Source organism: Paenibacillus sp. PAMC21692 (genome assembly GCF_014303795.1).
GTDB classification, from domain to species: domain Bacteria; phylum Bacillota; class Bacilli; order Paenibacillales; family Paenibacillaceae; genus Pristimantibacillus; species Pristimantibacillus agaridevorans.
Map to the genome: position 1 here is coordinate 148,010 of NZ_CP060293.1, position 26,232 is coordinate 174,241.

At 53.2% G+C, this 26,232-nt stretch carries 32 protein-coding genes; 5 read left to right on the forward strand and 27 right to left on the reverse strand.

The annotated features are described in order from the left end of the window. Window positions 1–30 precede the first annotated feature (30 nt). From H7F31_RS00645 to cyoD, 3 genes are read left to right on the forward strand one after another with little or no spacing between them, the layout of a single operon-like run. A complete protein-coding gene (locus H7F31_RS00645) occupies window positions 31–2,019 on the forward strand; it encodes a cbb3-type cytochrome c oxidase subunit I (RefSeq protein ID WP_187102564.1) in 1,989 nt (662 codons plus the stop codon). Next, window positions 2,019–2,696, forward strand: coding sequence for a cytochrome o ubiquinol oxidase subunit III (gene cyoC / locus H7F31_RS00650; protein WP_187102565.1), 678 nt, complete (start codon window positions 2,019–2,021; stop codon window positions 2,694–2,696). Before H7F31_RS00645 ends, cyoC begins: the two co-directional genes overlap by 1 nt. Before the next feature lies 1 nt (window position 2,697). Continuing rightward, window positions 2,698–3,045 carry a cytochrome o ubiquinol oxidase subunit IV gene (gene cyoD, locus H7F31_RS00655; RefSeq protein WP_187102566.1) on the forward strand — a complete coding sequence of 116 codons (348 nt, stop codon included), beginning with the start codon at window positions 2,698–2,700 and terminating at the stop codon, window positions 3,043–3,045. A 1,052-nt stretch (window positions 3,046–4,097) separates the two neighbouring features. Here the strand turns inward: cyoD and H7F31_RS00660 are convergent. Next, window positions 4,098–4,328, reverse strand: coding sequence for a hypothetical protein (locus H7F31_RS00660; protein WP_187102567.1), 231 nt, complete (start codon window positions 4,326–4,328; stop codon window positions 4,098–4,100). Window positions 4,329–4,444: 116 nt separating this feature from the next. On the opposite strand from H7F31_RS00660, the gene H7F31_RS00665 reads away from it, so the two are divergent. Next, a complete protein-coding gene (locus H7F31_RS00665) occupies window positions 4,445–4,708 on the forward strand; it encodes a hypothetical protein (protein ID WP_187102568.1) in 264 nt (87 codons plus the stop codon). Between the two features lie 53 nt (window positions 4,709–4,761). On the opposite strand, the gene H7F31_RS00670 is transcribed toward H7F31_RS00665, so the two are convergent. Beyond that, window positions 4,762–5,316, reverse strand: a complete 555-nt coding sequence (locus H7F31_RS00670; RefSeq protein ID WP_187102569.1) for a GNAT family N-acetyltransferase — start codon at window positions 5,314–5,316, stop codon at window positions 4,762–4,764. Between the two features lie 160 nt (window positions 5,317–5,476). On the opposite strand from H7F31_RS00670, the gene H7F31_RS00675 reads away from it, so the two are divergent. After that, the gene (locus H7F31_RS00675) at window positions 5,477–6,973 is read left to right on the forward strand and encodes a protein adenylyltransferase SelO (protein WP_261800252.1); all 1,497 of its coding nucleotides are present in this window, start codon (window positions 5,477–5,479) and stop codon (window positions 6,971–6,973) included. 89 nt (window positions 6,974–7,062) lie between these two features. Here H7F31_RS00675 and H7F31_RS00680 read toward each other — a convergent pair whose 3' ends face one another. The 25 genes from H7F31_RS00680 to H7F31_RS00795 all read right to left on the reverse strand — a co-directional run bounded on the left by H7F31_RS00680 (window position 7,063) and on the right by H7F31_RS00795 (window position 26,172). Then, the gene (locus H7F31_RS00680) at window positions 7,063–7,761 is read right to left on the reverse strand and encodes a hypothetical protein (RefSeq protein ID WP_187102570.1); all 699 of its coding nucleotides are present in this window, start codon (window positions 7,759–7,761) and stop codon (window positions 7,063–7,065) included. 125 nt (window positions 7,762–7,886) lie between these two features. After that, a complete protein-coding gene (locus H7F31_RS00685; protein WP_261800253.1) occupies window positions 7,887–8,141 on the reverse strand; it encodes a phage holin family protein in 255 nt (84 codons plus the stop codon). Then, a complete protein-coding gene (locus H7F31_RS00690) occupies window positions 8,138–8,941 on the reverse strand; it encodes an N-acetylmuramoyl-L-alanine amidase (RefSeq protein ID WP_187102571.1) in 804 nt (267 codons plus the stop codon). Before H7F31_RS00690 ends, H7F31_RS00685 begins: the two co-directional genes overlap by 4 nt. A gap of 113 nt (window positions 8,942–9,054) precedes the next feature. Continuing rightward, window positions 9,055–9,360 carry a hypothetical protein gene (locus H7F31_RS00695; protein ID WP_261800254.1) on the reverse strand — a complete coding sequence of 102 codons (306 nt, stop codon included), beginning with the start codon at window positions 9,358–9,360 and terminating at the stop codon, window positions 9,055–9,057. Window positions 9,361–9,537: 177 nt separating this feature from the next. Next, a complete protein-coding gene (locus H7F31_RS34520; RefSeq protein WP_397373636.1) occupies window positions 9,538–9,876 on the reverse strand; it encodes a hypothetical protein in 339 nt (112 codons plus the stop codon). Window positions 9,877–10,215: 339 nt separating this feature from the next. Continuing rightward, window positions 10,216–10,392 (reverse strand): hypothetical protein, encoded by a 177-nt coding sequence (locus H7F31_RS00705; protein ID WP_187102573.1) that lies wholly within the window; start codon window positions 10,390–10,392, stop codon window positions 10,216–10,218. Between the two features lie 30 nt (window positions 10,393–10,422). Next, window positions 10,423–10,731, reverse strand: coding sequence for a hypothetical protein (locus H7F31_RS00710; protein ID WP_187102574.1), 309 nt, complete (start codon window positions 10,729–10,731; stop codon window positions 10,423–10,425). A gap of 13 nt (window positions 10,732–10,744) precedes the next feature. Beyond that, a complete protein-coding gene (locus H7F31_RS00715; RefSeq protein WP_187102575.1) occupies window positions 10,745–13,648 on the reverse strand; it encodes a pyocin knob domain-containing protein in 2,904 nt (967 codons plus the stop codon). 3 nt (window positions 13,649–13,651) lie between these two features. Then, window positions 13,652–14,269 carry a putative phage tail protein gene (locus H7F31_RS00720; RefSeq protein ID WP_187102576.1) on the reverse strand — a complete coding sequence of 206 codons (618 nt, stop codon included), beginning with the start codon at window positions 14,267–14,269 and terminating at the stop codon, window positions 13,652–13,654. Further along, window positions 14,269–14,766, reverse strand: coding sequence for a tail fiber protein (locus H7F31_RS00725; protein ID WP_187102577.1), 498 nt, complete (start codon window positions 14,764–14,766; stop codon window positions 14,269–14,271). Before H7F31_RS00725 ends, H7F31_RS00720 begins: the two co-directional genes overlap by 1 nt. A gap of 12 nt (window positions 14,767–14,778) precedes the next feature. Further along, window positions 14,779–15,801, reverse strand: coding sequence for a DUF2793 domain-containing protein (locus H7F31_RS00730; protein ID WP_187102578.1), 1,023 nt, complete (start codon window positions 15,799–15,801; stop codon window positions 14,779–14,781). 3 nt (window positions 15,802–15,804) lie between these two features. Then, complete coding sequence (locus H7F31_RS00735) at window positions 15,805–16,218, reverse strand: phosphoglucomutase (protein ID WP_187102579.1); 414 nt, start codon at window positions 16,216–16,218, stop codon at window positions 15,805–15,807. 3 nt (window positions 16,219–16,221) lie between these two features. Continuing rightward, the gene (locus H7F31_RS00740) at window positions 16,222–17,259 is read right to left on the reverse strand and encodes a baseplate J/gp47 family protein (RefSeq protein ID WP_187102580.1); all 1,038 of its coding nucleotides are present in this window, start codon (window positions 17,257–17,259) and stop codon (window positions 16,222–16,224) included. Next, complete coding sequence (locus H7F31_RS00745; protein WP_187102581.1) at window positions 17,256–17,654, reverse strand: DUF2634 domain-containing protein; 399 nt, start codon at window positions 17,652–17,654, stop codon at window positions 17,256–17,258. The genes H7F31_RS00740 and H7F31_RS00745 overlap by 4 nt, the downstream gene beginning before the upstream one ends. Continuing rightward, window positions 17,651–17,911: a DUF2577 domain-containing protein gene (locus tag H7F31_RS00750; RefSeq protein ID WP_181376940.1), complete on the reverse strand. Its 261-nt coding sequence runs from the start codon at window positions 17,909–17,911 to the stop codon at window positions 17,651–17,653. The genes H7F31_RS00745 and H7F31_RS00750 overlap by 4 nt, the downstream gene beginning before the upstream one ends. Then, complete coding sequence (locus tag H7F31_RS00755; RefSeq protein WP_187102582.1) at window positions 17,908–18,879, reverse strand: XkdQ/YqbQ family protein; 972 nt, start codon at window positions 18,877–18,879, stop codon at window positions 17,908–17,910. The genes H7F31_RS00750 and H7F31_RS00755 overlap by 4 nt, the downstream gene beginning before the upstream one ends. Further along, entirely contained in the window at window positions 18,876–19,568 is a 693-nt protein-coding gene (locus H7F31_RS00760) for a LysM peptidoglycan-binding domain-containing protein (RefSeq protein ID WP_187102583.1), read from the reverse strand. The genes H7F31_RS00755 and H7F31_RS00760 overlap by 4 nt, the downstream gene beginning before the upstream one ends. Next, window positions 19,565–21,895, reverse strand: coding sequence for a hypothetical protein (locus H7F31_RS00765; RefSeq protein ID WP_187102584.1), 2,331 nt, complete (start codon window positions 21,893–21,895; stop codon window positions 19,565–19,567). Before H7F31_RS00765 ends, H7F31_RS00760 begins: the two co-directional genes overlap by 4 nt. 61 nt (window positions 21,896–21,956) lie before the next feature. Continuing rightward, on the reverse strand, window positions 21,957–22,079 hold the full coding sequence (locus H7F31_RS34085; RefSeq protein ID WP_256976036.1) for a hypothetical protein: 123 nt from the start codon (window positions 22,077–22,079) through the stop codon (window positions 21,957–21,959). Window positions 22,080–22,123: 44 nt separating this feature from the next. Further along, window positions 22,124–22,543, reverse strand: a complete 420-nt coding sequence (locus tag H7F31_RS00770) for a phage tail assembly chaperone (RefSeq protein WP_187102585.1) — start codon at window positions 22,541–22,543, stop codon at window positions 22,124–22,126. A gap of 39 nt (window positions 22,544–22,582) precedes the next feature. Next, complete coding sequence (locus H7F31_RS00775; protein ID WP_187102586.1) at window positions 22,583–23,041, reverse strand: phage tail tube protein; 459 nt, start codon at window positions 23,039–23,041, stop codon at window positions 22,583–22,585. Between the two features lies 1 nt (window position 23,042). Further along, window positions 23,043–24,362, reverse strand: coding sequence for a phage tail sheath family protein (locus H7F31_RS00780; RefSeq protein ID WP_187102587.1), 1,320 nt, complete (start codon window positions 24,360–24,362; stop codon window positions 23,043–23,045). A 1-nt stretch (window position 24,363) separates the two neighbouring features. Then, window positions 24,364–24,543 (reverse strand): hypothetical protein, encoded by a 180-nt coding sequence (locus H7F31_RS00785; protein ID WP_187102588.1) that lies wholly within the window; start codon window positions 24,541–24,543, stop codon window positions 24,364–24,366. Then, complete coding sequence (locus tag H7F31_RS00790; RefSeq protein WP_187102589.1) at window positions 24,540–24,962, reverse strand: phage tail terminator family protein; 423 nt, start codon at window positions 24,960–24,962, stop codon at window positions 24,540–24,542. The genes H7F31_RS00785 and H7F31_RS00790 overlap by 4 nt, the downstream gene beginning before the upstream one ends. 250 nt (window positions 24,963–25,212) lie before the next feature. Beyond that, window positions 25,213–26,172, reverse strand: coding sequence for an MraY family glycosyltransferase (locus tag H7F31_RS00795; RefSeq protein ID WP_108995680.1), 960 nt, complete (start codon window positions 26,170–26,172; stop codon window positions 25,213–25,215). Window positions 26,173–26,232 lie beyond the last annotated feature (60 nt).

A 26,232-nucleotide genomic window follows, 5' to 3' on the forward strand; every position in this document is an offset into this window, starting at 1 on the left:
CGACCCGCGCATACGAAAGGAGAAAGCTTCATGTGGGATAAAATCAAGGAATTTTCATCCGAGTTTTTCGTGACGGGTGACCCGCTCATTCTCGGCGCACAAGTCTCCATCGCGCTGACGCTCGTAGCGATCATCTTCACGCTGACGTATTTCAAGAAGTGGCGCTGGCTCTGGACGGAGTGGCTTACTTCTGTCGATCACAAGAAAATCGGCATTATGTACATCATCGCATCCATTCTGATGCTGTTCCGCGGCGGCGTCGATGCCCTGCTCATGCGTGTGCAGTTGGCAGCGCCTGAGCTGGAATTCCTGAACGCAGAACACTATAACGCGATATTTACGACGCATGGCGTTATCATGATCCTGTTCATGGCGATGCCGCTCATGTTCGGTCTGTTTAATATCGTCGTGCCGCTCCAGATCGGCGCGCGCGACGTCGCGTTCCCGTTCCTGAACTCCCTGAGCTTCTGGATGTTCTTCTTCGGGGCAATGCTGTTCAACGTTTCGTTTATTATCGGCGGCTCTCCCGATGCGGGTTGGCTCGCATATCCGCCGCTCTCGGAGCTGTCAGGCAGTCCGGGCGTCGGGCAGGACTTCTATATATGGGGCATACAGATATCCGGTATCGGCTCGCTCGCGACGGGCATTAACTTCGTCGTCACCATTCTCAAGATGCGTGCTCCCGGCATGAAGCTGATGAAGATGCCGATGTTCAGCTGGTCCGTTCTGTCTTCTTGCGTAACCATCATGCTAGCGTTCCCGATTCTGACAGTTACGCTGTTCCTGCTCTTCTTGGACCGCTATCTCGGCGCGCATTTCTTTACGCTCGACGGCGGCGGCAACCCGATGATGTACCTCAACCTGATCTGGATGTGGGGACATCCCGAGGTATATATCGTTATCTTGCCGGCATTCGGTATCTTCTCGGAGATTGTCGCTACCTTCGCGAAGAAGAAATTGTTCGGCTACAAATCGATGGTGTTCGCCCTGATGTCCATCAGTTTCTTCTCGTTCTTCACCTGGGCGCATCACTTCTTCACGATGGGCTCCGGCGCGAACGTCAACGCGTTCTTTGCCGTTACGACCATGATTATCGCGATTCCGACCGGGGTCAAGGTGTTCAACTGGTTGTTCACGATGTATCGAGGAAAGCTATCGTTCCCGACTCCAATGCTTTGGACAGTCGCCTTTATCCCATGTTTCGTCGTGGGCGGCATGACCGGGGTTATGTTGTCGGTCGCGCCGGCGGACTTCCAGTTCCATAACAGCTACTTCCTGATCGCTCACTTCCACCAAGTGTTGATCGGCGGCGTCGTGTTCGGTTATTTCGCGGGACTGTACTACTGGTGGCCGAAGATGTTCGGCTTCAAGCTCCACGAAGGCCTTGGCAAATGGGCGTTCTGGTTCTGGAACATCGGCTTCTACGTCTGCTTTATGCCGCAATACGCGCTTGGCTTCATGGGCATGACACGCCGCTTCAACGAATACAACTTCGACATGGGCTGGCAGCCGCTTAACGTCGTGTCCACAGTGGGCGCGTTCCTGATGGGTATTGCGTTTATCTTCCAGGTATGGCAGATCGCGCACAGCATCAAGTTCCTGAAGAAGGAAACAACCGGCGACTCGTGGAATGGCCGTACGTTGGAATGGTCGATTCCTTCTCCGGCGCCGCACTATAACTTCGCCAGAATTCCTGTCGTAACAAGCCAGGACGACTTCTGGGAGAAGAAGCAACGCAAGCTTCGCGGAGAGAAGGATGCTCCGGAAGTCATCGCGGCGGAGCAAGCGCCGCTTGAGCCAATTCATATGCCGAAAAATTCCGGCATACCGTTTATCATGTCATTGTCCTGGTTCGTCGCCGGCTTCGGCTTCGTCTGGGATTGGAAATGGATGATCTTCGTCGGCATGGGCGGCGTCATCGCCTGCATGCTGGCAAGATCGTTCACCTACGATACAGACTATTATATTCCGGTCGATGAGGTGCAGCGTACGGAAGCTGCGGCAAGGGGGGCTCACTAATGGCACTACTGAACAAATTTCTGTCCGGCGGCAAGAGTCAGCCTCTTGCCGCGGCGCACGGCCAGGGCGGCGGTCAAGCCGCGCATGGCGGCCATGACGCCCATGGGCATGATCACCACGATCAGGAAGGCATGAAGGTTTTCGGCTTCTGGCTGTTCCTGATTACCGACGTTATTCTTTTCGGCACCTTGTTCGCGACCTTCGTCGTGCTTCGTCTCAATACGGCTGGCGGTCCGACGGGCGCCGAACTGATCGAAATCAACGGCATCATCATCTCCACGTTCATCTTGCTGACAAGCAGCTTTACCAGCGGCGTCGCGCTGCTGGAGATGAACCGGGGCAACAAAAAAGGGCTGATCGCCTGGCTCGTCATTACCGCGCTGCTTGGCGCATCCTTTATCTATCTCGAGGTAACGGAATTTATCCACCTCGTTCATGAAGGCGCCACGATCGGCACGAGCGCCTACTGGTCTTCGTTCTTCACGCTGGTCGGCACGCACGGACTTCACGTCTCGATCGGCCTCGTCTGGATGGTAGCGCTGATCATTCAGCTCGCAAGACGCGGCATTACCGATGTTACGAAACGCAAGGTCAACGTCATCAGCTTGTATTGGCACTTTCTCGACGTTATCTGGATCTTCGTCTTCACGATCGTATACTTGATGGGGGTGATGTAAGATGGCCAATCCTAACGCTCACGGCGCTAAGCACGGTCATGACAGCCACGGAGGCGGCCACAGCGGCTCGCTGAAGTCTTACGTTATCGGCTTCGTCCTCTCGATCGTCTTGACGATCATTCCGCTCGTCGTCGTCTTAAACGATATGTTCAGCAAGCAAGTCAACACCTTGATCATCCTGGTGATGGCCATTCTGCAATTCGCCGTACAGCTTCTGTTCTTCATGCATATCCGGGATGAAGAGAAACCTCGCTTCAACCTGATTGCCCTGATCTTCGGTCTCGTCATCATGCTGACGATCGTCGCGGGCTCCATCTGGATCATGACTTACAATGCGGTAGCAACCTAAGGCGTGTTGGCGGATATAAACGGTGGGGCTCTCCCAAAAGTGTGCGCATGATATGAAGATGTCCCCATTTACACGCGCAAGGACCTCGAATTCCACTGTAAAGTGGGGACGAGGTCCTTTTTCTTGAAAAAATCCGGCTTAACGCGGGGAACGAAGAATCACAAACCGGCTTTGGGACAGCCCCTTGCTTGAAGAGTGGGATGTCGCTTTAAAAACGTAAAATCAACATATGACTCTATAAATCTACCCATACCCTTTCTTCGCCTCTGAATAGTATAGATTATTCGGAACGGAGAGGGGGGATTGGGATGAGCAAAACCATCGTAATTAGTTGTGACCGCGACCGTGATCGGGACCGTGATTGGGACCGGGACCGTGACCGTGATGACCGTGACCGTGACCGCGACCGTGATGACCGTGACCGTGACCGCGACCGCCGCTGCAGCAGACGCGACCGCGAACGCATCCGCAGACTCAGACGTTTGATCAGACGTTTGGAAAGACGCTTACGCCGTTTGATTCGCAATGGAGGCAACCGTAACGAAATCCGCAGACTGAGACGTTTGATCAGACGCCTCGAAAGACTCTTGCGCCGCTTGGAAAATCGTTGTGATCGTCGAGGTTTCTAATCCGACCGCCCTGCTCGGCTTCTAGCCGGGCAGGGAACGAAATCACCTGAAGGCGATTGGAAACCCAAAAACGTCCAGTCACTCACCGCCTATCGGACATAAATGACGCTATTCTTCGATTTTATAGACTATCGAAAATCTAACGGACTTACACGACCTTATTGGCATCATCCTAGCGCAAATTGGTTCCTTTACGGGCGCATAGTGGCTTTCCTGTCCGTTAGATTTATTTGAAGTTAAAATCGAACTAATAGCGTCGCTGGTGTCCGCTAGATTCTTCAACCATTACAAGAACGAAAACCCGCAACGGACACTCGAATAAGTGTCTGATGCGGTTTTTTTCTGTACCAAGGATTTGCATTGGCTGCATAACATCTATTTAATAGAAGGCCGACACGGTGCTGTATAGGTGCAGAAATACGGCTAGGATAACCAATCCGAAAGCAGCAGGATCAAGGTGCCTAGCAGCAAGATCGTCGCCACCGTATAGCCAAAATATCGAATCGGCTTTGGCATCTCGCTCATGTTCACCTTGCGAATCGGCCCGCCGCCTTCAACACGCTGGATGCCGTCCATATTCATGTCCCTGTATGTCTCATCGACCGCTCTTTCCGTTTCCGGCTGCGTCTCGTGGGTATTATTAGGATATGACACCTGCCTCGCCTCCTTTGATTTTTCGGCCAATCTTTATCCTGCTTCTGGAAACTAATGCTCCATGCCGGCGTATAGTTGGATAAGACTTTGACATCAGACGACAAGGAGGAACGTCCATGTTTTTTGTGTTCTGGCTGATTGTTTTGGTTATTGGCATTGTCATTCTGTACAACAATCGTGAGCAAGAAGAAGAGCTTCTCGCGTTAAAGCTGGTGGGATACTACCTTCTCGGCACCTTCTTTTTTTCAATTAACGGCCTCGTTCTCCCCATTGGCTTTGTCATCAGCTTGTTTATGAGGCCTAGTCAAAACAGGGGCGTCAAACGCGGTTCCGCGATCTTCGGCCTGGTGCTGATGATCATCGGGCAGTTTATACTTTGAACGATTGCCAATTCGTTGAAAGTAGGCAACGGGCACTCTCCCTATAACTTCCTTTACAATTCCGGCTTGCCATAAAGTTGTCCGAACTCGCTTGCGGTCATGCCGAAATGAAGTTCGTCATGGTACTCTCCATTCGTATAAATCATGTCCCTCAGTCGTCCCTCTTGGACGAAGCCCAGCTTCTCATGCAAACGTATGGAAGCCGTGTTAAATGAATAGACATGCGGCGTCGCCTTGTGGTAATTCATCTCGTGAAAATAAAACCGCAGTACGGTACGAATCATCTCGCTCGCATATCCCTTAGAGCGATGCTCCGGCAGCAGGGCGATGCCATATTTGAACGTTCCATATCTTTTGTTGCACAAAAACGTATTGATTGTCCCGAGGAGCTCTCCGTCACTCGTCTCCGCGACCCATCGGAACGCATCGCCCATTCGATTCCGTTGCTCGGCCTCCAGCCATTGGATCTGCTTCTCAGGAGATTGCGGGAAGTGGATCATGTCCACCTTTCGGTTCACCTCGTCATCCAGCGCTTGAAATAAAACAATATCCGATGATTGCAGCGCTCTTAACGTCAGTCTGTCCGAACGCCAATAATGGAAAGGCATATGCATCCTCTTTTCGTCGCGTAGTGAAAGCGGAAGTTCCAGTTCCCTATTCCTTCGACAAATGAATTTCAAATCCCTTCCAAAAAACAACACATAAGGACGAGCGAGCGGCCTGATCTTTCGATTGTTGCTGCGGAAAAGGGTATAATACAGATAACCAATGTCAGAAGAAACGGGTGAACCGATGAGCGATACGCAGAACAAAGCCGGAACGACCGGTTGGAACTTGGAAAATAGCTATGCCGAATTGCCTGCTGCCCTGTTCACGGCTGTAAAACCTACGCCCGCGAGCGAGCCTCGGCTCGTTGTATTAAACGAATCGCTTGCAGCCTCGCTAGGACTAAATCATGACGAGTTGTCCGGCGAAGAAGGCGCCGCTGTGTTGGCAGGAAATAGGATTCCCGAAGGAGCTTTGCCGCTCGCTCAAGCCTATGCCGGGCATCAATTCGGCAATTTCACGATGCTAGGAGACGGCAGAGCCATCCTGCTTGGCGAGCAGATCACGCCGGACGGACGGCGAATGGATATACAGTTTAAAGGCTCCGGCGCTACGCCCTATTCGCGGCGCGGAGACGGGCGGGCTGCGCTGGGCCCCATGCTGCGGGAATATATCATCAGCGAGGCCATGCATGCGCTGGGCATCCCGACGACGCGCAGTCTGGCTGTCGTCGCGACGGGCGAGCCCGTCTACCGCGAGACGGTGCTGCCCGGCGCCGTCCTGACCCGCGTCGCAGCCAGCCATCTCCGCGTCGGCACGTTTCAATACGCTGCCAATTGGGGCGGCGCGGAGGAGCTTTACGCGCTCGCGGACTATGCTCTGCAGCGTCATTATCCCGACATCCCGCTGGATGATGGGCGTTATTTGGCCTTGCTGCGCGGGGTTATCGACCGTCAGGCGGAATTGATCGCCCAGTGGATGCTGGTCGGCTTCGTCCATGGCGTCATGAACACCGACAACATGACCATCAGCGGCGAGACGATCGATTATGGACCGTGCGCGTTCCTGGATGCTTTTGATCCGAAGACGGTATTCAGCTCCATCGATGCGAACGGCCGTTATGCCTACGGCAATCAGCCTTATATCGGCGTGTGGAATCTGGCGCGGCTTGCGGAATCGCTGCTTCCCCTGCTGAATGAGGATGAGGAGCAAGCGGTGAAAATGGCAGAGGAGGCTTTGGGCGAGTTTACGGACTTGTATCACGGTCACTGGATGGCTGGCATGAGACGCAAGCTGGGTTTGTTCGGCGAAGAGGATGAGGATGAGTCGCTCGTGAAAGAGCTTCTGGGACTGATGCAGCAGCACGGAGCGGACTATACGAATACGTTCATTGCTCTGACGTTCGGCAAGACCGGAGGCGAAGCGCTGTACGGTGACGAGGCGTTCGCCGCGTGGCGCGATCGGTGGCAGGGGCGACAAAGCAGGCATCGCAAGCCGGAAGAGGAGTCGCTGTTGCTCATGAAAGCCAGCAACCCTGCCGTCATCCCTCGCAACCATCGCGTCGAGGAAGCGCTGGAAGCAGCTGTGGAAGGCGATCTCAGCGTCATGGAGGATCTGCTGCGCGCGCTGGCGAATCCTTATGATCATCGACCAGAGCAGGCAGAGTATGCCATTGTGCCGGAGGCTTGCGGACCCTATCGGACGTTTTGCGGGACGTAGGTTTTTGGAGTGCATGCAATTTCAAGAAGGTCGTGTATCCCTTTATGATCAGGGAGAGCACTGCCTTCTTTTTTTGTCGGTACCCGCCTTTATAACGAAATCAAGCTATCGCTGTCAGTATCATACCGATACTGTTTCGTTTCATTATTGATGATCATCTCGAACACGTTTGTTTGACTGTTGTACGTGACGCTATTTGTGAGGCCGATCTCCTCGTTCAGATTAACCTTCATGATTTGATCGCCAATCCTTTTATAGACATGGATCTCGATTTGGGGAGAGCCTTGCATCATAACGACTTCTTTCTCTCCATCCTCGTTCAGATCAGCAACCAATACATGTCCGCTAAGTTTCAAAATGAGCTGAGGCTGCCCGTCCACCTGCTCAAACAAATAGTTTTCGACGCAGTTTGCCCCGCATATCCCGGTAATAAGCGTCATTGGTCGTCCGAATAACGACTCTTCGTTTTTCGTAAAATCTTGTATATAAGTCTCCTCGCCAACAAAGCCATATTCCGTTAATTGTTTGTCGCGCACAGACCCGAGATATAAGTGAGAATCGGACGCCGTTTTTTTATAAACCATAAACGAGTTATCGATTTTTTTAACCTCATGAACGTCATCGTACGCGAGCTGAACGCCTGCATCGGTAATCGTCTCTATTTCCGAAAACTCCAGGATTATGCTGCTGCCCGTCGCTTCGCCCGATTCTTGACTGAAAGAACATCCCATCAAAATCGTCAAAAACAGGGTCAGCAGGCAGATGCTCATCGTCCTCCAACTTTTCATTGCGATTTCCTCCTCTTTTTAAATCCGCTGATTCCGAATGTATCGCGTTCCGCTTTCGATTACTCTACTTCATTGACAACTTTTTCATTCCAAAAGTTGCACTCCCAGCCAAAAGCCAAGATCGATTACCGCTCATAGGTTTGCTTGGCCAATTGATGCGTCAGCACCGTCGCTCCTGTTACGAGAATGCCCTGCAGCACGCCCTCGAGCGGAGAATTCAGCAAAAAGACGCCTCCTGCGATTCCGCACGCCAGAAGTATCCACGGAATAGTCCAGTCAGGTACCTTGGGGGAATTCTTAAGCAACAGGCCGATAACAAAAAGCGCCGGCATCAATGCCAGCGCTTCTTCTTTGATATAATGGATGATCTCATTCATCATGTCGCGGCTTTCGCCTCCTTATCGAGTAATTGCATTCGGTCCAGCAGAACAGCAAGCTGTGCCCTCGTGATGGGCTCGTCTGGGCTGAATCGGTCTGCCGCCGTTCCGACAAGCAGGCCGGTTTGCAGCGCTTTGAGAATGGATTGCTCTGCCCAGTGCCCTTCAATGTCTTTCATAGCGTGGGCAGGCTTCGCTACAGGAGTTGTCTTGCTTGGTGCGGTTGCAGCAGCAGGAGGCTTATAGGGATGGGCGATGTAGGCGCAGAAGCCTTGAACGACCGCTTCCGCGTAGGTTTTCCACTGGTTCTTGAGCCTTTCGGCATCCTGCGCGTTACTGCAAAACCCGTATTCGACGATGACCGTCGCGACTTTGCCCGTATTGCGGTGCATATAGTAATAGTCGCCCCCTGACTCATTGGAGCGCGAAAACGCGCGTCTTCGCGGCTGGCCCGCGCCTACAATGGAATCCAGCAAGGCGTTTGCCATTTTGCCATTCGCGTACACGCTGTAGATCGTCTCCGCCCCTGCCGCCGTACTGGATGGCGCCGCATTGATATGATTGCTGATGGCGTATTGCGCACCGCTTTGCTTCACCATCTCCGCTCTAGGCGTTGGCTCCAGCGTCGTGTCGCTGTTCCTGGTCAATGCAACTTTGATTCCCAACTCCCGGAACCTGTTGTACTGGTATAACGAAATATCCAGCGTCATCGCCTTTTCCACGATGCCGTTGCCTCCCGCTCCCGGATCCGCTCCCCCATGGCCGGGGTCGATGATCAGGAGAGGTTTCGAATCTCCAATCAAAATGGATCTCCTTCTTTCTTGTTGTAGTTAGTGGAAGTGTTTGTTCTAGCCGCCATTGTACGACGCGAGCAGTGCCCGATGTAGCCGGTGCCTGACAAGATCGATCGTCTCCATCAGGCGCGGCTTTTCCCCTGCTCTATGCGATCGATTCGATGATGAGCCGATTTCGCATACTCTTCCAATCTCGTTACTCGTTCGGACAACTCGTCGAATCGCTTGCTTTGAGCTCTCTGCTCAAGCCGGACTTCATCGATACCCCGTTTGATGTATTCCATATCTGCGCTGATGCGCGCATCCCGGTGCACGTCGTCCTTGAGCTCCTGTTTTGCCGCCCGGGCCCGCCCAATCCAGCCTAAGAAGATACCGCTGATCCCGGACATGGCCCCGACGACCGCGATAAACGTTGCAACGTCTTTCACCATCCGTTCACCTCGATTTCATAAAAATAAGGCTCCGGTTGGGGCGGAGCCTTTGTGTGGCATATAAAAGTTAATTTATTGAACGATATTTAGAATTTAAGCGATTATTTTCTTGTCCCACTCTTTCCACCGATGTGCTTTTCTTCGCGGCACCTTCCTTGCTACAAAGTGATGCACTCATTTTGCGACCCCATCCGTTATCATCCGGCTATGGGTAGGCGCTGCAGCCTCTTCACCATTTATTGCATTCGTACAGCCGAGTCCGAGCATAATACCTCCCAGCGTGTCCATATCGACCTTGTCGAGCGTTCGGGGCTGATACAGCCTACCGTCTGCTGTTACGCCGCCTGCGACCCTGTAGTTCTGCCCTTTCCAGAAGCTGTCGGAGAGTTGGTCCCGCTTAACGCTTTCAGAGGTAAAACTCTTGCCATCCTTAAGAATGCGCGGAGAACCTTGTACAGCATGAAACGCGTTAGCTGGTGCCTTGCAGATATGCCATGATCCATCAGGCAACATAAAGAGCTCGTCGCGGGCTTTGGTCTTGGACTGTCGGAAATTACCGTTTTGCCGTCTGCTATAACTCGCCCGATCGGTATATCGTTGTCAGTGCCAGCAGAATTGAAGTCGATTGCAGCGTCAGCGCCAGCCACCTGCCCGATATCTTTGACCGTCGCACCGAGTTTGAAGGAAACGAATGCCTCGTCGACGCCTAGAGTTGCGATTGCATAAACAACATTGACTCCATTGATTTTCATTGTCTGAATCAAGGATTAGTCACTCCCTACAATAAAATAGGCCCGCTTATGCGGAGCCCTCGTATGGCTGGAGGCCAAATCAACTACATATCGTTATTACTTATGCAGCTGGAATTTCAATTTCTGGACGTAATGCAACGATCTGAGCATTTATCAGAGAGTTGTTCTCGGGAGTAAAGCCGTAGCTCACAACGATTTCTTGAATTGTACCTTCGCCCCTGTCGAAGCGGATGATACAAGCTTGGGCTACGATTTTAACCTTCAATGGAGTCAACATACATTTCACCTCTTTCCATCAGAGTATACCCTACAGACTTGCGATAATGTCGGCCATCATGAGACGCAAGTCTTCATTGGTTGCCTTTTGAGCAGCAAGCTCTGCGCGTAGCTCATTCAGTCCGTCATCATGCGTCGGGTTGGCAACAAACCCTTCGCCCGCAATGTATAGGTACTTTCCTTGAGAATAGTCTACAGGCAATTCTACCTCTACAATTTCCAGAGATTCTGATGGATCGTGATATATAGAGGTGCCATCAAAGTAACCTGCTTCCGTCGCCTCAATGTGCCTGCTTACCGTTGCGATTTGACCGTTAAGAGTGTTGAATAGTGTTTTCATTTTATTCGCTCCTTTACCAGAAGTAGTCACCTATAATAATTTCTGAAGGTGATATGGCCATACCTACTGTAACGCCTGTCTTTCTTGGGCCATCTCCTGTCGTCCATGCCCAGTTAGACCTATTCGTTTGCGTACCCAGCGGGTATAGGTCGCCAAAAGCATCTGACATGTATATTACTCCGGCCGTTAGCGTAGCTCCAGGCAGTTTAAGGAGACCCTTTAGCATGACACGGCCATCAATAGTTGCCATTCCTACCCTAATTCCAATACCTTTGGTTAGAACGGCTTCACTAAGATCAATGACTTTCACAAAACCTTGATAATAGCTGCCAAGATTTGTGGGAAACCGATTCCAATAGGGAAATGCAACCTTGCCTGAACCCAAGTACATAGACGCTCTGACCGGAGAACTTCCACCTCCGCCTAAGTAAATGAATTGATCATCATCAGAGTAGGTATTTACAGGGTCGGTACCTACTAATCTCGTTGCATGTTCAGGGGTGACTTTATTGGTGCTTACACCATCCCATTTTGCTACCATTACTTTGTTAAGGTTTAATTGGCTGCTTCCCGAAGTTATAGAGCCAACGATGGAGCCTGGGATACCTGGACCATTACTATAGCGACCGTATCCAAACCATCGTCTTGTAACATAATCATACCCAACTATGTCGGTAAATGCGTGTTGTGTCACATTGAATGTTGATGCGTCATCGAGCAACTTTGTCATCGTGTTGTTTGTATTGAACCTAACGACTATTAAGCGAGTACTGCCAGTAAGCGTCGAACCTATCGTAAAAGACATTGGCATAGAAGTATTTGCCGCTGCTGGATAAATATAATTCAGATAAGAGGTGGTACCCTTGAATATTGAGTTTGTCATAGTAGCTTGAGGCAGAGACGACGTTGTGCCTGAAACTGTAACTATATCAAGATAGACTCCTGAAGTTGTAGTCCCGTAGCAGACTACCGCTCTATTGTCATCTAACTTTTGTACAAACTGTATATAATACTCGTTTCCTGCTGCACCGCATTGAATTATGTTGCCAAAAGATAAGGTAGTTCCCGACAACGTAGCTGCAAATACCCTAACATAGTTAGTCCCCAATGTTACGGCATATAGCAGTTTACCCGCTGCTATCGATGCTGATGCAAAGTAAGACCCTGATCCAGACAAACCTGATAGCGAAGGGTAAACAGGTGAGGCAGCTGTAAATACTCTACCTGAATATGTGGCGGCAACTACTCCGAGCATCTGGCCTCCTGCAGTGAAGTTTACAACTAGGCTTGTAGACGACATATTAATTACTTCTAATCTTGCTATATACGTCACACCAGTTGACCATGAAAAGATTACATGCGGAGAGCCTAATGTAATGGTTGTGCCTGATATAGTTAGTGCGTAAAGGGTTATATTGCCCGAAGCCAGCCCGCTACCCGTTCCAGTAACAAGCGCTACGTTTCCATTTCCCATTACCGCGCAATAGGACATTACACTATCTACACCAAATGCGGCGCTGATATTACCGTTGAAAACAACTGGCGTCCCGAACGTGGCATTGCCGTTTGCATCGAATTTAATTACCCGAACTTGCCATTCCGATCCGCTACTCCTTTGCTCGAAACCCAAGAATGTAGTGCTGTCTACCTTGAAGGAAACCTGTATTTCAGGTCGATAGGACAGGTCTGTATCTGTTGTCGTTGGGTAGTCGTTTATAAGCCCATACTCGCCCACAGGAAATGATTTGACTGTCCCATCTGGCCGCAGGTTAACGGGCGCTCCTGGAGTAAGCGGTTTTCCTTCGAATAATGGGTAACTCTTTATTACATCCAACGTCCCTTCACCTCCCGCACTTCTCCATGGCGACCAATTAGACCCGTTATAATGAGTCCTTTGAAATGTTGCTCCTTCTAGAATTTCAGTGTATCGTTGTATCAAATATCCGCCATCCCTTACAACTTCAAGGATACCGTAATCAGCAGATGCGGGAGGACGATTAGGTGAACTGGATATAACACTTGCAACATAAACGCCCATAATAGTGTAATTGTTAAAATCCGAGTTTGGTGATATCGCCCCTCGCGAACGATTCAAGTCGTTGCGGCTATCGATTGCTTGCTTTGTCCGGAGCGGCGTCATATCCGTCGTATCGTCTATACCAGCCTCTGCCTGCGCTTGCGTAGCGATCGAACGGTTGGCTTGTGCCCCTGAAGCGATCCCGTCGAGCTTTGTTTTGTCCGACGCGGACAAAAAACCCGCTGTCGATGTGGTAGCCGCAGCGTGAGCGTTTCCGCCAGTTCCAACATGTGAAAGCGGGGCCTGTTGCACGTTATCGACGTTACCGAGTCCAACATCGCCTTTGACCAGCGTTACCGCTCCTGTTTTTCCTGCTACACTTTGTACCGGGGAAGATGGAGCAAGCGCTGAAATTGCTTGCGCTACCCGCAGCGGAGTCATATCCGTCGTGTTGTCGGTTCCAGCTTCCGCTTGGGCTTGCGTTGCTAGCGGGCGGTTGACCTGTGCTCCGGACGCAATGCCATTTAGCTTGGTCTGGTCCGAAGCGGATATAAACCCCGCTGTAGATGTCGTTGCTGTAGCGTGGGCTGCGCCGCCAGTTCCAACATGCGTGATTGGAGCTTGCTGAACGTTGTCCACGTTGCCGAGTCCGACGTCTGCCTTGGCAAGTGCAACAGCACCAGTCTTGCCTGCAACACTACTCACGGCGTTCACCTGAGCTCCGGCCGCGATACCATTGAGCTTCGTTTTGTCCGCTGCTGACATTCGGCCTGCTTCCGTAGTGCTCGCCAGCCTCGTTACTTCGGCATCCAGAATATCTGAATTGCTATTCAGATCGTCAATATTGACATTATCCGTCGATTCCGGCTTCTTCAAATTTAAATTCGATGTTAACTGCATTCGTTATCCTCCTCCATATGTTCGTAATTGCCCCCATGTCCGCGTTCCTGCTTCTTGCCATGTCAGATCAGACACCATATCCCATGTGGTGTACGTGTAGAGGAACGAAACGGACAGATGCGCGGGCTTGATCTGCTCCAGCATCGCCATGAATCCGGCCAAGTTAGCCGGAACGCCTAGCACCCCGATAAACTGGATCACGAACCGATATTCGTCCGGATATTCCAGCACGTCGACCTCGCCGCCACTAAAAGCAGCAGCAACGCCGATCAGCATCTGTTTGCTTACTGTGCCATGACCGCGAAGCTTGGCGAAAATGATCTCGCGACGCCATTCGTACGACATGGACGGGTCAGTCGCCAACCCAAACTCCTGCTCCCAGTAAGAAAGCCCCCAGGTCGCCGTTGACACGTAAAACTGATTCGCCAAATCAGCGGCAAACGCGATGGAAATACCCAGTTCCTCAGCAAGCGTCGTCTGCAACTCAACCATGTCGCGTATGCCGTGCCAATATGCCGGCAGGTACGCCATCAAGTCAGGCGGCATCACATCGGGCGGTTCCGGAGGCGCTGCCGTATGTCCAAACAAAAGTGTTCCGTATTGACCATCGCCGTAGGACATCAAACACCACCTCGCAATTGACCCCATGTGACTCCGGGAGAAAGCTTGCCCACTGCCAGATCATAGGCAGCTTTGACCGCGCTTGGCGTAGCAGCTTGCGTCGTGCTAGTGCTATTCGTCGCACTATTCAATTGCGCAATGCCCGCAGCGCTCGTACTCGCCGTAGGGAGCCGCGCTGCTGCAACGGTACCGGACGCGATGTCCGCGCCGCTATGCTGATGGGCAGTTGGTGCAAACGTTGCAGGTTTGCCGCTAACTCCAGCCCAAGGCACACTATCCGCCGCATCTGCGCTATCCACTTTGCCGTTATTGTTCGTGTCGTAGATACTCTTGAGCATGTCGCCTGCGGTCTGAGCGGCAACGAGCAGTACATTTCCACCTGCAGAGCCAATGTACAGTTTTTTCGTATCCGTGCAGAATCCAAGCTCACCTGTTTCTAAGGTGCCGATGTCCGCTTCCAGACCTCGACGCACCTGCATTAATACATTTCTGGGCATCCTGTAGCCCCCTTAGAACGTCCCGCCATCGACGACCGCGACCATGAGGCGGTTGCCGTTGGCGGCATCGTAAACGATGCTGGCCGCATCTATATTAGCTTCAATGCCAGTGCCATTGACTAGAATACCCTTACCCGGCTTGGCCGCAACCGTTGTCGATCCGACAGTAATGCCGTTGCCAGCCCCAACTGTCAACGTCACCGTATCCGCAGTGCCGCCTCCAGTCAGGCCGTTACCTGCTGCGATCGTCTGCAACGCGCCGCCAGTACGCACCCACGCCGTTCCGTTGTAGGTGTACTGCTTCGCTTCGTCATCGACGATACAAGTCATGCCGACCGACGGTACGATAAAGCTCCAAGCCGAGCCTGTCCATTCAGCTATCTGGTTTGCGCGGCTTGCCCAGGCACCCGTTGGAGATGCGCCGATGATATAACGATCCTTGGCAGCAGGCGATCCGGGAGGCGCGGCCAAGTCCTTATCCTTGACGCTGTCCTGATACTCTTGTCCCGCACGCGCCAGATCCAGCTCGTTCTTGACCTTCTGCGCAGACCATAACTCGGTTGGAGAGGTCCCGGTGTCATTAATAATGCGGTGCCGAGTGGCATCGTCAATATGCGTCTTGATCTCCGCTGCCGTCTTCGTGTTCGTTCCGTCGGATACCCGACTCACACGACCTCCGGTCAACTCCGTCAGTCGCACCTTGCCGAAGGTCGCGCCATCCGCAATATCGTCCAGATCGCCGGTTAGGTCAGCCAAGTCGAGTACATTCACATTCGCCCAGGCTGTGCCGGTGTCCAGATACAAGCGTCCAATGTTTTCACCAGTCGTGACGTAATACATACGGCCAGAGCTGGCGGCCGATGGCCGTGCTGCATATGCCCCAGACATCACCCGGCCTACAAAGACGTTAGACGTCCCGTCTCCGATAAAAACTTCTTTCGTATCGCTGCAGAAACCCATCTCGCCGCTTTGCATTGCGCCATGAGCCTGCAATTGCGCTTTCGTACCGCGCATAATCAATATGGTTTGTGCCATTCGCTACATCTCCTCATCAAAATATCCGCCGTCGATGATGCCATTGCCCTTATACTGCACGACTTCCGTTTGCACAGCCGATACAGCGGTCTGTAGTCGATTAATGTCATCTGCATCTACTTGGTCGCCTGGCGTCTGGTACGTGACATAAACCGCTTCGACATTAGCGAATACACGAATATACCTCCGCCAAGGTGTATCCGCTGGAATAGATACGGTAAAGGCCGTAATCTCGGTACCACCCATATTCGGACCGGTATATACACGAACAGTACTATTGGCTATATTGTCATGAGCGAGCATCCCCTCGAATTTCCCATCAGTCATCCTCAGCTGTTCCTGAACCGTATAGGCTGTTCCGTCAGCCCGCTTGTTCAATTTCTCGGGGAATACCTCTATCTCATCCGGATATGGCATGGTCTACACCCCCAATTCGGCGTCGGCCAGAGTAGGAATTTCTTCGTCATCCAGCGCGACGTTGCCCGTTCCGCCGTTCAAGGTCAGTCCCGAATAATCCAGCACGCCAGGCACGGATAGCAGTAGAACCCCGATACCGGCAATGCTGACATAGGAAGCCGAGAACGCAATGGAACGGAAGTGAGTCTCGAGCGCCGCAGCAAAAGCATCCGTAACGGCCTGCAGTGTATAACCAGCCGCCAACACGACTGTAGATGCCACTGTGATTGGAGCCGCCGAGGCAGACACCACCGTTACCGCCGCGCCGATGGGGCGTTTCGTCTCGATTTGTCCAGCCGTCTCCTCCACCAGAGTCGGACTGGCTGGCCTTTTGTCGCTATCCACGATGACGACCTTTACCGTGCCGGGTCCGTCCCATAACGGATACACCTTCGCCCCGCCGACTCCCGCGACCGACATCGCCCAGTCCCGATAATCCGCCGCATTGCCTCCGCTGGAGGGATTGCGTACCCGGTGCAAGTAACGCGCTCGCAGAGCTTCGTCCGACTCGTCGTCCTCGCCCGGCACCAGCACGTCCCCCAGTTCAGCCCGATCAAGACCATTCACGTAATCAACCGGAAGCAAGGGGCCATAATACGTATTGCCAGCCGCGCCAGGCGTCTCGCATTCGAGCACGAACACCCCGCTGCCCATTTTCTCCCGAACGACATAATTCAAATCCTCGGCGCTATATCTGCTGCCGATCGGAACGTCAAGCGGTTCATCCCCGCTGCCAAAAAACAATCCTTCGCGGCGCGAAGGGGAGGCAAGCTGTCGATCCACGCCGTAGTCCGCCGTGCGCAACGCCAAATATTCGCCGCTGGATGTCGTGCCGTATGCAAATCGCAGCTGCAAGTCCAATTCGATATGCAGTTGCGCAAGCTCGGCCGCTGCAGGAGCTAGAGCATCGTAGATGATGCTGCCCTCCCGCTTGTCGAGATCGTTCGGAATGCGGTCCAACATGCGCCCCATAATGCTCTCCATCGTTGTCCCTTCGTTCAAGTCATCACCTCCCAAGTAGAAGAGAACGAGCCGTGGCTGGTGACGACCGTAAACGTAATGACTGCCTGGTCGCCCCTTACCACAGTCTCTATCCCCTCTATTCCTTCGATTCTTTCGTCTTGGCCAAGCGCCTCTTTCAGCATCCGCTCGGCCTCCATCGGAATCGCTGACGGACTGCGTCCGACTAGGCTTCTCAATTCGCACCCGTAATCGGAGCTGTAGATGAGGTATTTGAAGCGCTCGGTCTGCAAAATTTTATACACAGCTTGCCGAACGGCTTCCAGTCCATTCGTCATCCCGCCGGCCCGACCCTTCTCGAAGTCGATCCGCCATGTACGGGACGGCAGCTCCGCCCTCTCGGTCGACGCATCGATCGATGCTCCCGTCGGAATCATGGCGTCACCATCCGATCCAACACCACGTAGCTCTGGCCGCCCTGCATTCGAAGCAGAATCAGGCTGTCTCCGACGGCAAGCGCGCGAGCTGCCAGACTTTCCGGCACGACAAGCGCGCCTGACGGAAGCGTCAGTCTCTGGTCTAGCCGGACAGCAAGCGGCTGCAGCGACACGACCTGGCCGAATTGCACCTGCACGGGCTGGCCGGCCTCTACCGCGCCGATCCCGGCTTTTTTGATCACATCCAACATGCTCATGAAATCACCTTCACATCCAGCGACATCGTATGGACGGCGCCTTCGAATTTATGCGTGCATTCGTTGACGAGGAACGGCGCATTCAGCCCCTGCTCCTGCAGCAAGACCCGGACGTAGCTGCCCGCCCGGACCCGGAGATCGCCCAGCGCGTCGAGCTTGAGCGTCTTCGACTCCCGGTTGTGCAGCGTCGTAAGCGTCGTGAGCAGTTCGTTGATCTGCGCATCGTTCTTATTTTCGTCGACGGACTGGTAAAGCTGGAGAATGCCCCACTTCGCGATATTGGCGCTATCTTGAGCCATGTACACATCCCGCTTGCCCGTCGTTTGATTGTTTTTGTACAGCACGATCCGGTTGTACGTATCCCCGTCGATGGAGGTAGACATACTGTAATCCGTCAGCAAGCTGCCGTCCCCAATGTAGAAGTCAACCAGCAGGTCTTCTACGTTCCGCAGGGCCAACGATCCAAAATCGTCGTAGAGGACGTAGTTTTTGCCCCCGTGGATTAACGTCAGCGTCAGTGCCTTGCCGCACAGATCCAGCAGCTTCTCTCCATCGCCGATCAACACGGGAATGACATAAGGCGTCTCCGCGATCGTCCCCGTGCGCAGCTTATATTTGGCGGCAATGGTACGGATGACGTCGGAAGCCCGTTTGTTCTCGAAGGAGTAGTGGTCCGCCGTCAGCAAATAACGGATCTGATCGAACGCCTTGATTCGAATGCTCTCCCCGCGCCCGTCTTCCACCGTAAACACATAGCCGTAAAAGATCGGCTGCTCGTCCTTTTTCGCCCAAATGACATCGCCGTTCTGAATGCGGTAGTCGGCCGACTGATTGAGTCCGCCTTTCACCAGCGTCAGATCCAGACTGCCTGCCTTGCCGATTCGGCTGGTCTGCCAGCTCATGCTGACCGCCAGCTCCGACACATCCCAGACGTTGCCGTTCTTGTTGTCCACCAACACCTCGATCATGGCAGCTTCAGCACCTTTCCGATGGGCAGCCGTCTGATTTCGGTGTCCTTGATTCCATTAAGGCGCTGAATTTCTCCCCAGCGTGAACCGTCGCCCAGCATGGACTGCGCCACCTTCCACAGCGAGTCTCCGGCTCGGAGCGTATAAGTCTTGGGCTGTACCCTTTCATCAGGGCGCTTCGAAGACGGGGAAGTCGCTTGACCATTCTGTACCGTCATCTTCCGGGCCGAGTAGAATACGTAATGTTTCAGCTTAATGGAATACTCAATGTCTCCTCCGCCGCCAGCCGTTTCCTTCCATTGGAATGATTCGATGCTGACCGCCGAGTCGATGTCGAAGGTCGAGCCTTTATATTTGAGTCGAATGGGCCGCTTGGACTCCATCCATTTCATAATCAGCTTGACGCACTCCCCGGGCGGCTTAAAATCTTCCTTCACCCGCGGTGCCCCGGTGTCCTCGGGAGCCGGTTTCACGAGCTCCGGCCAGAAGGGCGAACCTTCTTTCGGGAAAAAGCTCGCGAAGCTGTACTCCGACAGCTTCCTGTCCTTGATGACGTTGATTTCCCCCAGAGCGGCCACGTTGAACGTGGAGCCGCTTCCGCTCTCCGACATTTCGATGGAAGCCGGCAGCACGGGAATATAGAACCACTCTTGCCGGTTGTTAAAGCTCAGCTCCATCCAATAACTCATGCGTACACCCCTTCCGCCGATGCCGCGATCTCTTCCTGCAACACTACGGTAATGGCTTGAACCATGGAGCTAACATCCATGCCGTTACGAATATCGCCCGTCTGCACGTTCACCGAAGGCGTCAGCGTGACAAAGTTTTGGATGTTCTTCAGCTCCGCAAGCTCACGCATCGTCTTCAAATCCTCGCTGTTGATTTCGACGGTATCGTTTACGCGGCCAACCTCGTCGAGGCGACCTCCGCCGACCACGACGGCCTCCGCCTGCGCAACAGCTGGCATACCGGCATTCAGTGGCTGCTCCGCCTCTGCTTCCTTGTTTCGCGCATCCTCTCGATCCTTCAGAAACTTCGCCAGTTCGGCTTCATTATCTGCGGCCTTCTTGGCGGCGACTCCTTCCATACCCACCTTCAAAGCACGTACCACTTGAAGATTCCCATCCGCCCAATCTTCTACTGATTCTGGAGAAGGTAACTTGAAATCCTTATCGAATATCTCGTTATATATTTCGATTAGCCCTTGGAACTTCTGATAAAACCAGCCAAAAAACTTGGAAATAATCTCCGAGAACCTTTTGAACACATTCAATACGCCTTCAACCATACCGAGGAAAAAAATCGGAATTTGATCGACGAATCCCAGGATCCAGTGCCAGATCCGAATGAAGAAAGCCGCAAACTGATCATTGGTCTTCCAGAGCGAGATGAGCGCCATGACAATGCCAACGATTGCGGAAGCAATGAGAATAAACACATTGGCCTTCATCGTAGCATTCATAGCTGCCCAAGCATTCTTGAGTCCAAGTGTGGCTAACTGCTGCCCTTGCTGCGCCACAGTAACAAGGACGGTGTAGGCTCTGCTAATGAGCTGGAGCGTGTTATAAGCCGAGATTGCCGCGTTCACTCCCTTGTAGACATGCTCGAATGCCCCCCAATTATCAACAACAAAAGCCGATACAGCGGCATTCTGCGTCATGAACAAGTTGAAAGCTTGATTCAATCCCGCCACCTGATCTTTGAGATTGGGCATGGGTGCCACGTTAGGAACAGCCTGTCCGCTATTGTTCATAACCCCTGTGGTTGGAGCCGTGCTCCCTGCCACATTATTAGCGGTAAGAGCGTTGTTTGCGACCGCCTCCCGTGAAGCTTGCTGCTCGGTAGATTTCACCGACATTTCCATTTGTTTTCTTTGCTGAGCTTTTTCCTGCTCGGAAATTGCTTTAGCAGCAACCTCCACCGTTTTCGCCAGCTTCCCTTCTTGATCCGCATTGTTTTGCGATGTTTGCTTCACCTGTTTGGTTTTCTCGGCTGAAGCTGCTGCCTTGCTAGCATCCGCCGCTAATTTTGCCAGCGATTCGCCCCGATCTACATCGCTGTTTACCGCCGGCTTCGCTTGCTCGCTGGTTTTAAACTCATTTAAAGCTTTATCCACCAGATCGGCAGTATTAACTAACTGGTTTCCAGATTCCTTCTCCTCTTTCGCCTGCGTCGATTTCTCTACTACCGCCATCGCCCTACTGGCCGTCTCGACTACCTTAGAGGCTTGCATTTGGGCAGTCTCTTCGCTTGCAGCCTGCTTTTCCGACTTCTCCTGCTGCTCGCTGGTTTTAAACTCATTTAAAGCTTTATCCACCAGATCGGCAGTATTAACTAACTGGTTTCCAGATTCCTTCTCCTCTTTCACCTGCGTCGATTTCTCTACCGCCGCCATCGCCTTACTGGCCGTCTCGACTGCCTTGGAGGCTTGCATTCGGGCAGTCTCTTCACCTGCAGCCTGCTTTTCCGACTTCTCCTGCTGATCGCTAAGTTTATTTTCTCCGCTCGCTTGCTCTACCTTTTGATTCAGTTCGAATATAGGAATAGCGCTCGTCAGCATTTCGCCAACTCTGGCAAACGCAGGGAGCACGTCCTTCTTGACCTTATCCTCGATCTGCTTCTTCTGATCTTGCTTGTCCGACCCAACGGCTGCAGCCAAAGCCGGGCTTGAGCCCGACACGCTCGCAGTCGCTGAGGCCCGTGCGGTCAGCTGCATAGCGCTCATATGCTTGGTCATGCCGGCCAGCCGCCCGCTCGTTTCCCGAATAGCGGCATTCATATCCGCCAGGCTGGATGCCGCTTCCGTCATGGGGTCGACTAACCGTTGAACGGCGCGCTCCATTCGTTCCACGCTCTTGTTCAACCGTTCCGGCGCTTGAGCGTCATAGGCCGACATGGATCGGTTCAAGCCCTCAGCTGCCCTGGCAGCCAACCGCATCATTCCCGACAAACCGCGTACCGAGCCAAGAAGCTTTCTCTGCTGCGTATCCAGCGCCTTCGCCGTACTCAATTCCATCACCACCTCTCCAATGCAAAAAGGCACGTATCGCTACGCGCCTCCGCTCTGAATTTTTTCCTTACTTCCGCCGCGCCGCCTGCTTCTTCTCCTCGGCGATCCGCTCCTGGATGCAGGCGATCATAAACGCCTTCTCCTCTCGAGTCTGACCCATGTATTCGCGCGGCGTCATATGGAATTTCATGAGGGCGTAGTACGCGTAGTTCGCGTCGCTGTCGCCCTCGCGAATTAGTTTTTTGCTTCGTCGACGAGCTCCTCGAAGTTCGTGTTATAACCCGAGATGCGCTGAATCTCCTTCGCCAGCTCCTCGATCTCGCCGGCCAGCAGCACCTTCTGCAGGTAGCTGTCCGCATCGAAGCAGCCAAGCTCGCGAATGCTCTCCGCATCCTTGAAGCTCGGGTTCACCGTGTGGTTCACCACGATCGCTTTCGTAATGGCGCCGGAGTCGATCTCCACCTTGCGGTCCTTGCTCTTGGGGTTGATCTTCATCGCCCGCTTTTGATAGGAAGCCATATCGTCGGCGCTCATGGCGCGGATCGTGAACTTCATCAACTGGCCCTCTTCATCGCGGAACCGGTCGGAGATGACGACCTCCTCCGTCAGGTTGTCCACGGGATGCCGATTCAAAAATTGTTGCAGTGTGCTCATCTACAATAGCCTCCTTTAATTTGTCGTTGCTAGGGATGTCTACAGCGCCGTGAAAGGTGTGTTAATCGTGAAGTCCTCGAAGGTGAACGGAAGTTCCTCCTCCAACGTGTCCTCTCCGGCCGCGTCGAACTTCGCCAGAAGCACGCTGTCCAAGTTGCAGCGCTTCAGCGTGACCGCCTGCTTGCCCGTGCGGGAAGCCGGGTCCTCGTTCACGATCATAAGTTCGAAATAAAAGTCCGTGCCTTTCGCAGCGTATTCCTCCATAAGCTGGCGGAATTTGGATGTGACATAATAAATCGTCAGCGTGCCGGTTCCCGTCCAGCCCATCGTTTTTTTGCCGATAGACGTTTTGCCGAGCATCGGCACGTCCGCTTTTGTCTTCTCGATCGTCGCTTCGCCCGTCTTGGCGTAGAACAATTCCTCCTGCTGTTTGCCGATCTTTATAATCGCCTTCGCTTGCTTGCCGCTAATCGTATCTTCTACATTCATATAGGCCATATTAGACTACCTCCACGGAAATATAGATTTTTTCGACGGCATCCACCGGCTGCACGCGCAGCTCGACCAATACGCCGTCAGTCTGCCCTTCGATCGGCTGCACGATTACGTCGGCTCCGGGGTCGAAGTTCTGAAGAGCGCCCAAATTCACCAGATTCGTCAAATAGTTGACGCATTCGTTCTTGAACAGCTCCCGGCCATTGGCATCGTTGGAGATTTTGCCAATATAATAGTTGCTGAACAATCCGGACAGATCGTTATTGATGGCATCCAGCGCTCGAATAACGCGGTTCTTAGAGAAGGTGCGTCCCTTGTCCGGAGAGAACGAAGTGAGCGAGTTAATGTCCTGCTCGACAAACGCTCTTCCGCCATCCTGCGTGAATAAGAACTCACCGTTCTGCAAAGCCGTCGTTGTCTGCGTATGCGTGTAACGCGGAGACGCGTCCACCGCGCCGTCGTACGAAGCGTAAGTGAGCGATTCGTTCACGCCGGCGGCTGCCGATGCTCCCGCTACCCATGCCGTCGCTTGTGCCGCCGTCAACGCGGCGCCATCCTCCAGAACGACGCCGTTTTTGACGCTGATGACGCCCTCGCTGTCGGCACCGGGATAGTTCTCCAGAACAAGCGTCGCTTTGCGTCCCTCATTGTTCCGAAGTCCGTTTACGAAGGCAACGAATACGGCCTTCAGATCTGTGTCGGTCGACGGCAGAGCCATCGCCTGGAACTGCTGCGTCTCGATCGCGTCCAGGTAATCCGAATAATCCTGGGCCGCAGCCGTGCCGTTCGAGCCGCCTGCAAGCGGAATGCCCGCGCTGGCAGCCAAATCGCCGGTCGCATTCCACGTCACCCAAGCGTTATCCTGCAGCCCCGCAATGTCGGCCACCGTCTGCGCATCCAACTCCGCGCCAGCCACTAACGTTCTGACGTCGAACAACGCTGCGTTGTCCACATTCGTCTCGACAACAATTGTAATGTCGTTGCCTCGAACGCCGCCATATCGCGCGGTCGCAACCAGCTCGCCGGCTGTCGCCGTAGCCTTAACGCCCTCATTTACGCGATACAGCAGGAGCGTTTTCGCCCGCTTTAGCGTCTCGCGCACCAGCAGCAGCTCCGGCGCCGACACCGGGTAGCCGAGCTTGTCCATCGTGTTTTCGCCCGCCTCGATCGCGATCAGTTGCTTGGATGCCCCCCACGGCAGGATCGCCGGCAAGGTAGCTACGCCTCTTTCGCCAACCGCTCCCAGCGGCTGCGGCGCATTTTTGAAGTTTACGTATACGCCTGGTCTTGTTTTGTTCGTTACCGTCCAATTTCCTCCGGTCATGTTACTCCACTCTCCTATTCGTAAAAGTTTGGGTTAGCCGCTTCGCTTGCTGAACCGTGTACGACTCTTCGTCCTTCAGCAAGGCAGCGAGCTGTTCTCGTTCTCTGGAGCTCCAGCCGCGTCCGCGCAGCAACTGCACTTTCGTGAACCTTGGCTCTTCCTTGGCCGTCGATTTTGTCATTTGACGCCCGCCTCCTGTTCCAACGCGCCCATCTTGGGAAGCTCCTGCTCGGTTCGCCGCAGCCGCATCACCATCTCGAAGCGGAAAGCCAGCTTCCCGTCCGCGACCTCGTGACGCATATTCGTCGTTCGATAACGCACGCCGCCCAAGTCCACTTGATCCAGCGCTTCGTACAATTGCTCCGCCACTCCATGCAGTTCGGCCGCGCCGCCTCCTCCATCCGAATAATGGATGGCGAAGCCGAATGTTCGGCTGCACATGTTGCCAAGCATCGCCGTCTGCGACACGGCTGGCAGCTCGACCAGCAGTTGCATGGCATCGACGCTGGCCGGCGCGTCGCCGATTACGTCGTATGCGGGGAGCTTGGCCGCCAGCATCGCGATCATGCCCGTCCTTATGCTATTGGCCGTTACAGCCACCGCGCACCGCCTCCTTTGTACCTGTCGTCCAATGGGATTCCGTATTGTGCAACGATTCCCAACCTCCTTTCTCTTACCTCGAAACTAGAACGTTTGTTCGTATTTCGACAACTAAATCTTAGCACGGGAATCGCCCCGAGTGCTCCCCAATTTACCCCCACTTTGCCCCGTAGGACTATGACACAACAAAAAAAGCCCCTCTAACGGACAGGTCCGCAAAGGGGCTTACTTAAGAGAATATAAGTTCGTTCTAAACTTGCACCAGCATCAAAATAATAGAAGATAAACCTAAGCAAGTGCTTAGCAGCATGAGTACCATCAGCGCCTGCTTGTGATTGAGTCCCGCCCGCAGCAAACGGTAATGGGCCTGGCTGGCATCCGCCTGGTACATCGGCTTGCCTTGCATAAAACGTTTGACGACAACGAACAGGTTGTCGAAGATCGGCACGCCAAGCGCCAGGATCGGGATAAATAAAGACAAGACCGTTGCTTGCTTGAACGCGCCGTCAAGCGCGATCACAGCCAGCAGGAAGCCTAGGAACGTCGCGCCGGCGTCTCCCATAAACACTTTGGCGGGAGGTTTGTTGTATTTGAGATAAGCTAGCGTAACCCCCACCAATATAATAGCCATAATGGCCGAATTGGACTGGCCCATCGTCAAAGCTACAATAAAAAGAGTGGCGGCAGAGATGGCCGAAAGCCCGCCCGCCAGTCCGTCCAGCCCATCCGAGAAATTGATGACCGTCGTCACGCCGAAAATCCAGAGGATCGTCAGGACGAACTGCAGGATGACCGGCAATACGATGTAGTCGCCGGAGAACGGATTATAGAAACCCGTGAACACGTTGCCGGAAACGTAGACAAGCACGGCCGCCGACAACTGCACGATCAACTTCGGCAGAGCCGGGAAATCTTTGCCCTTAGTCTTGTACCAATCGTCCAACGTTCCGATGGCCAGCAGCAAAATGCCGCCTGCGAACAACGCGCCGGTCTCCCATGTAATTTCTCTGGAGACAGCCAAATACGCGGCAAAAAATCCTATAAATATCGCATAACTCGCGGTTAGCGGAATGGGTTCCCGGTGCAGTTTGCGTTCGACGTCCTTACGGGGCTTGTCCACAAAATCGAGCTTGAAGGCCAGCTTGCTGAAAGGCGGAATCAGAATATACACGACAAGAAAAGACAGCAGAAACGCTGCTAAATAAAGAATAACACTCACCACCGATAATAAATTGTTAATGCCATCCGTATTATACCTTTTTTCGGTGAA

Excerpts from the sequence above, each read along its gene's own strand:
- H7F31_RS00645 (WP_187102564.1), top strand. The coding sequence starts at position 31 with ATGTGGGATAAAATCAAGGAATTTTCATCCGAGTTTTTCGTGACGGGT.
- cyoC (WP_187102565.1), top strand. The coding sequence starts at position 2,019 with ATGGCACTACTGAACAAATTTCTGTCCGGCGGCAAGAGTCAGCCTCTT.
- cyoD (WP_187102566.1), top strand. The coding sequence starts at position 2,698 with ATGGCCAATCCTAACGCTCACGGCGCTAAGCACGGTCATGACAGCCAC.
- H7F31_RS00665 (WP_187102568.1), top strand. The coding sequence starts at position 4,445 with ATGTTTTTTGTGTTCTGGCTGATTGTTTTGGTTATTGGCATTGTCATT.
- H7F31_RS00670 (WP_187102569.1), bottom strand. The coding sequence starts at position 5,316 with ATGCCTTTCCATTATTGGCGTTCGGACAGACTGACGTTAAGAGCGCTG.
- H7F31_RS00675 (WP_261800252.1), top strand. The coding sequence starts at position 5,477 with ATGTCAGAAGAAACGGGTGAACCGATGAGCGATACGCAGAACAAAGCC.
- H7F31_RS00680 (WP_187102570.1), bottom strand. The coding sequence starts at position 7,761 with ATGAAAAGTTGGAGGACGATGAGCATCTGCCTGCTGACCCTGTTTTTG.
- H7F31_RS00685 (WP_261800253.1), bottom strand. The coding sequence starts at position 8,141 with ATGATGAATGAGATCATCCATTATATCAAAGAAGAAGCGCTGGCATTG.
- H7F31_RS34520 (WP_397373636.1), bottom strand. The coding sequence starts at position 9,876 with ATGTTGCCTGATGGATCATGGCATATCTGCAAGGCACCAGCTAACGCG.
- H7F31_RS00705 (WP_187102573.1), bottom strand. The coding sequence starts at position 10,392 with ATGTTGACTCCATTGAAGGTTAAAATCGTAGCCCAAGCTTGTATCATC.
- H7F31_RS00710 (WP_187102574.1), bottom strand. The coding sequence starts at position 10,731 with ATGAAAACACTATTCAACACTCTTAACGGTCAAATCGCAACGGTAAGC.
- H7F31_RS00715 (WP_187102575.1), bottom strand. The coding sequence starts at position 13,648 with ATGCAGTTAACATCGAATTTAAATTTGAAGAAGCCGGAATCGACGGAT.
- H7F31_RS00720 (WP_187102576.1), bottom strand. The coding sequence starts at position 14,269 with ATGTCCTACGGCGATGGTCAATACGGAACACTTTTGTTTGGACATACG.
- H7F31_RS00725 (WP_187102577.1), bottom strand. The coding sequence starts at position 14,766 with ATGCCCAGAAATGTATTAATGCAGGTGCGTCGAGGTCTGGAAGCGGAC.
- H7F31_RS00730 (WP_187102578.1), bottom strand. The coding sequence starts at position 15,801 with ATGGCACAAACCATATTGATTATGCGCGGTACGAAAGCGCAATTGCAG.
- H7F31_RS00735 (WP_187102579.1), bottom strand. The coding sequence starts at position 16,218 with ATGCCATATCCGGATGAGATAGAGGTATTCCCCGAGAAATTGAACAAG.
- H7F31_RS00745 (WP_187102581.1), bottom strand. The coding sequence starts at position 17,654 with ATGATTCCGACGGGAGCATCGATCGATGCGTCGACCGAGAGGGCGGAG.
- H7F31_RS00750 (WP_181376940.1), bottom strand. The coding sequence starts at position 17,911 with ATGAGCATGTTGGATGTGATCAAAAAAGCCGGGATCGGCGCGGTAGAG.
- H7F31_RS00755 (WP_187102582.1), bottom strand. The coding sequence starts at position 18,879 with ATGATCGAGGTGTTGGTGGACAACAAGAACGGCAACGTCTGGGATGTG.
- H7F31_RS00760 (WP_187102583.1), bottom strand. The coding sequence starts at position 19,568 with ATGAGTTATTGGATGGAGCTGAGCTTTAACAACCGGCAAGAGTGGTTC.
- H7F31_RS00765 (WP_187102584.1), bottom strand. The coding sequence starts at position 21,895 with ATGGAATTGAGTACGGCGAAGGCGCTGGATACGCAGCAGAGAAAGCTT.
- H7F31_RS34085 (WP_256976036.1), bottom strand. The coding sequence starts at position 22,079 with ATGAAATTCCATATGACGCCGCGCGAATACATGGGTCAGACTCGAGAG.
- H7F31_RS00770 (WP_187102585.1), bottom strand. The coding sequence starts at position 22,543 with ATGAGCACACTGCAACAATTTTTGAATCGGCATCCCGTGGACAACCTG.
- H7F31_RS00775 (WP_187102586.1), bottom strand. The coding sequence starts at position 23,041 with ATGGCCTATATGAATGTAGAAGATACGATTAGCGGCAAGCAAGCGAAG.
- H7F31_RS00780 (WP_187102587.1), bottom strand. The coding sequence starts at position 24,362 with ATGACCGGAGGAAATTGGACGGTAACGAACAAAACAAGACCAGGCGTA.
- H7F31_RS00785 (WP_187102588.1), bottom strand. The coding sequence starts at position 24,543 with ATGACAAAATCGACGGCCAAGGAAGAGCCAAGGTTCACGAAAGTGCAG.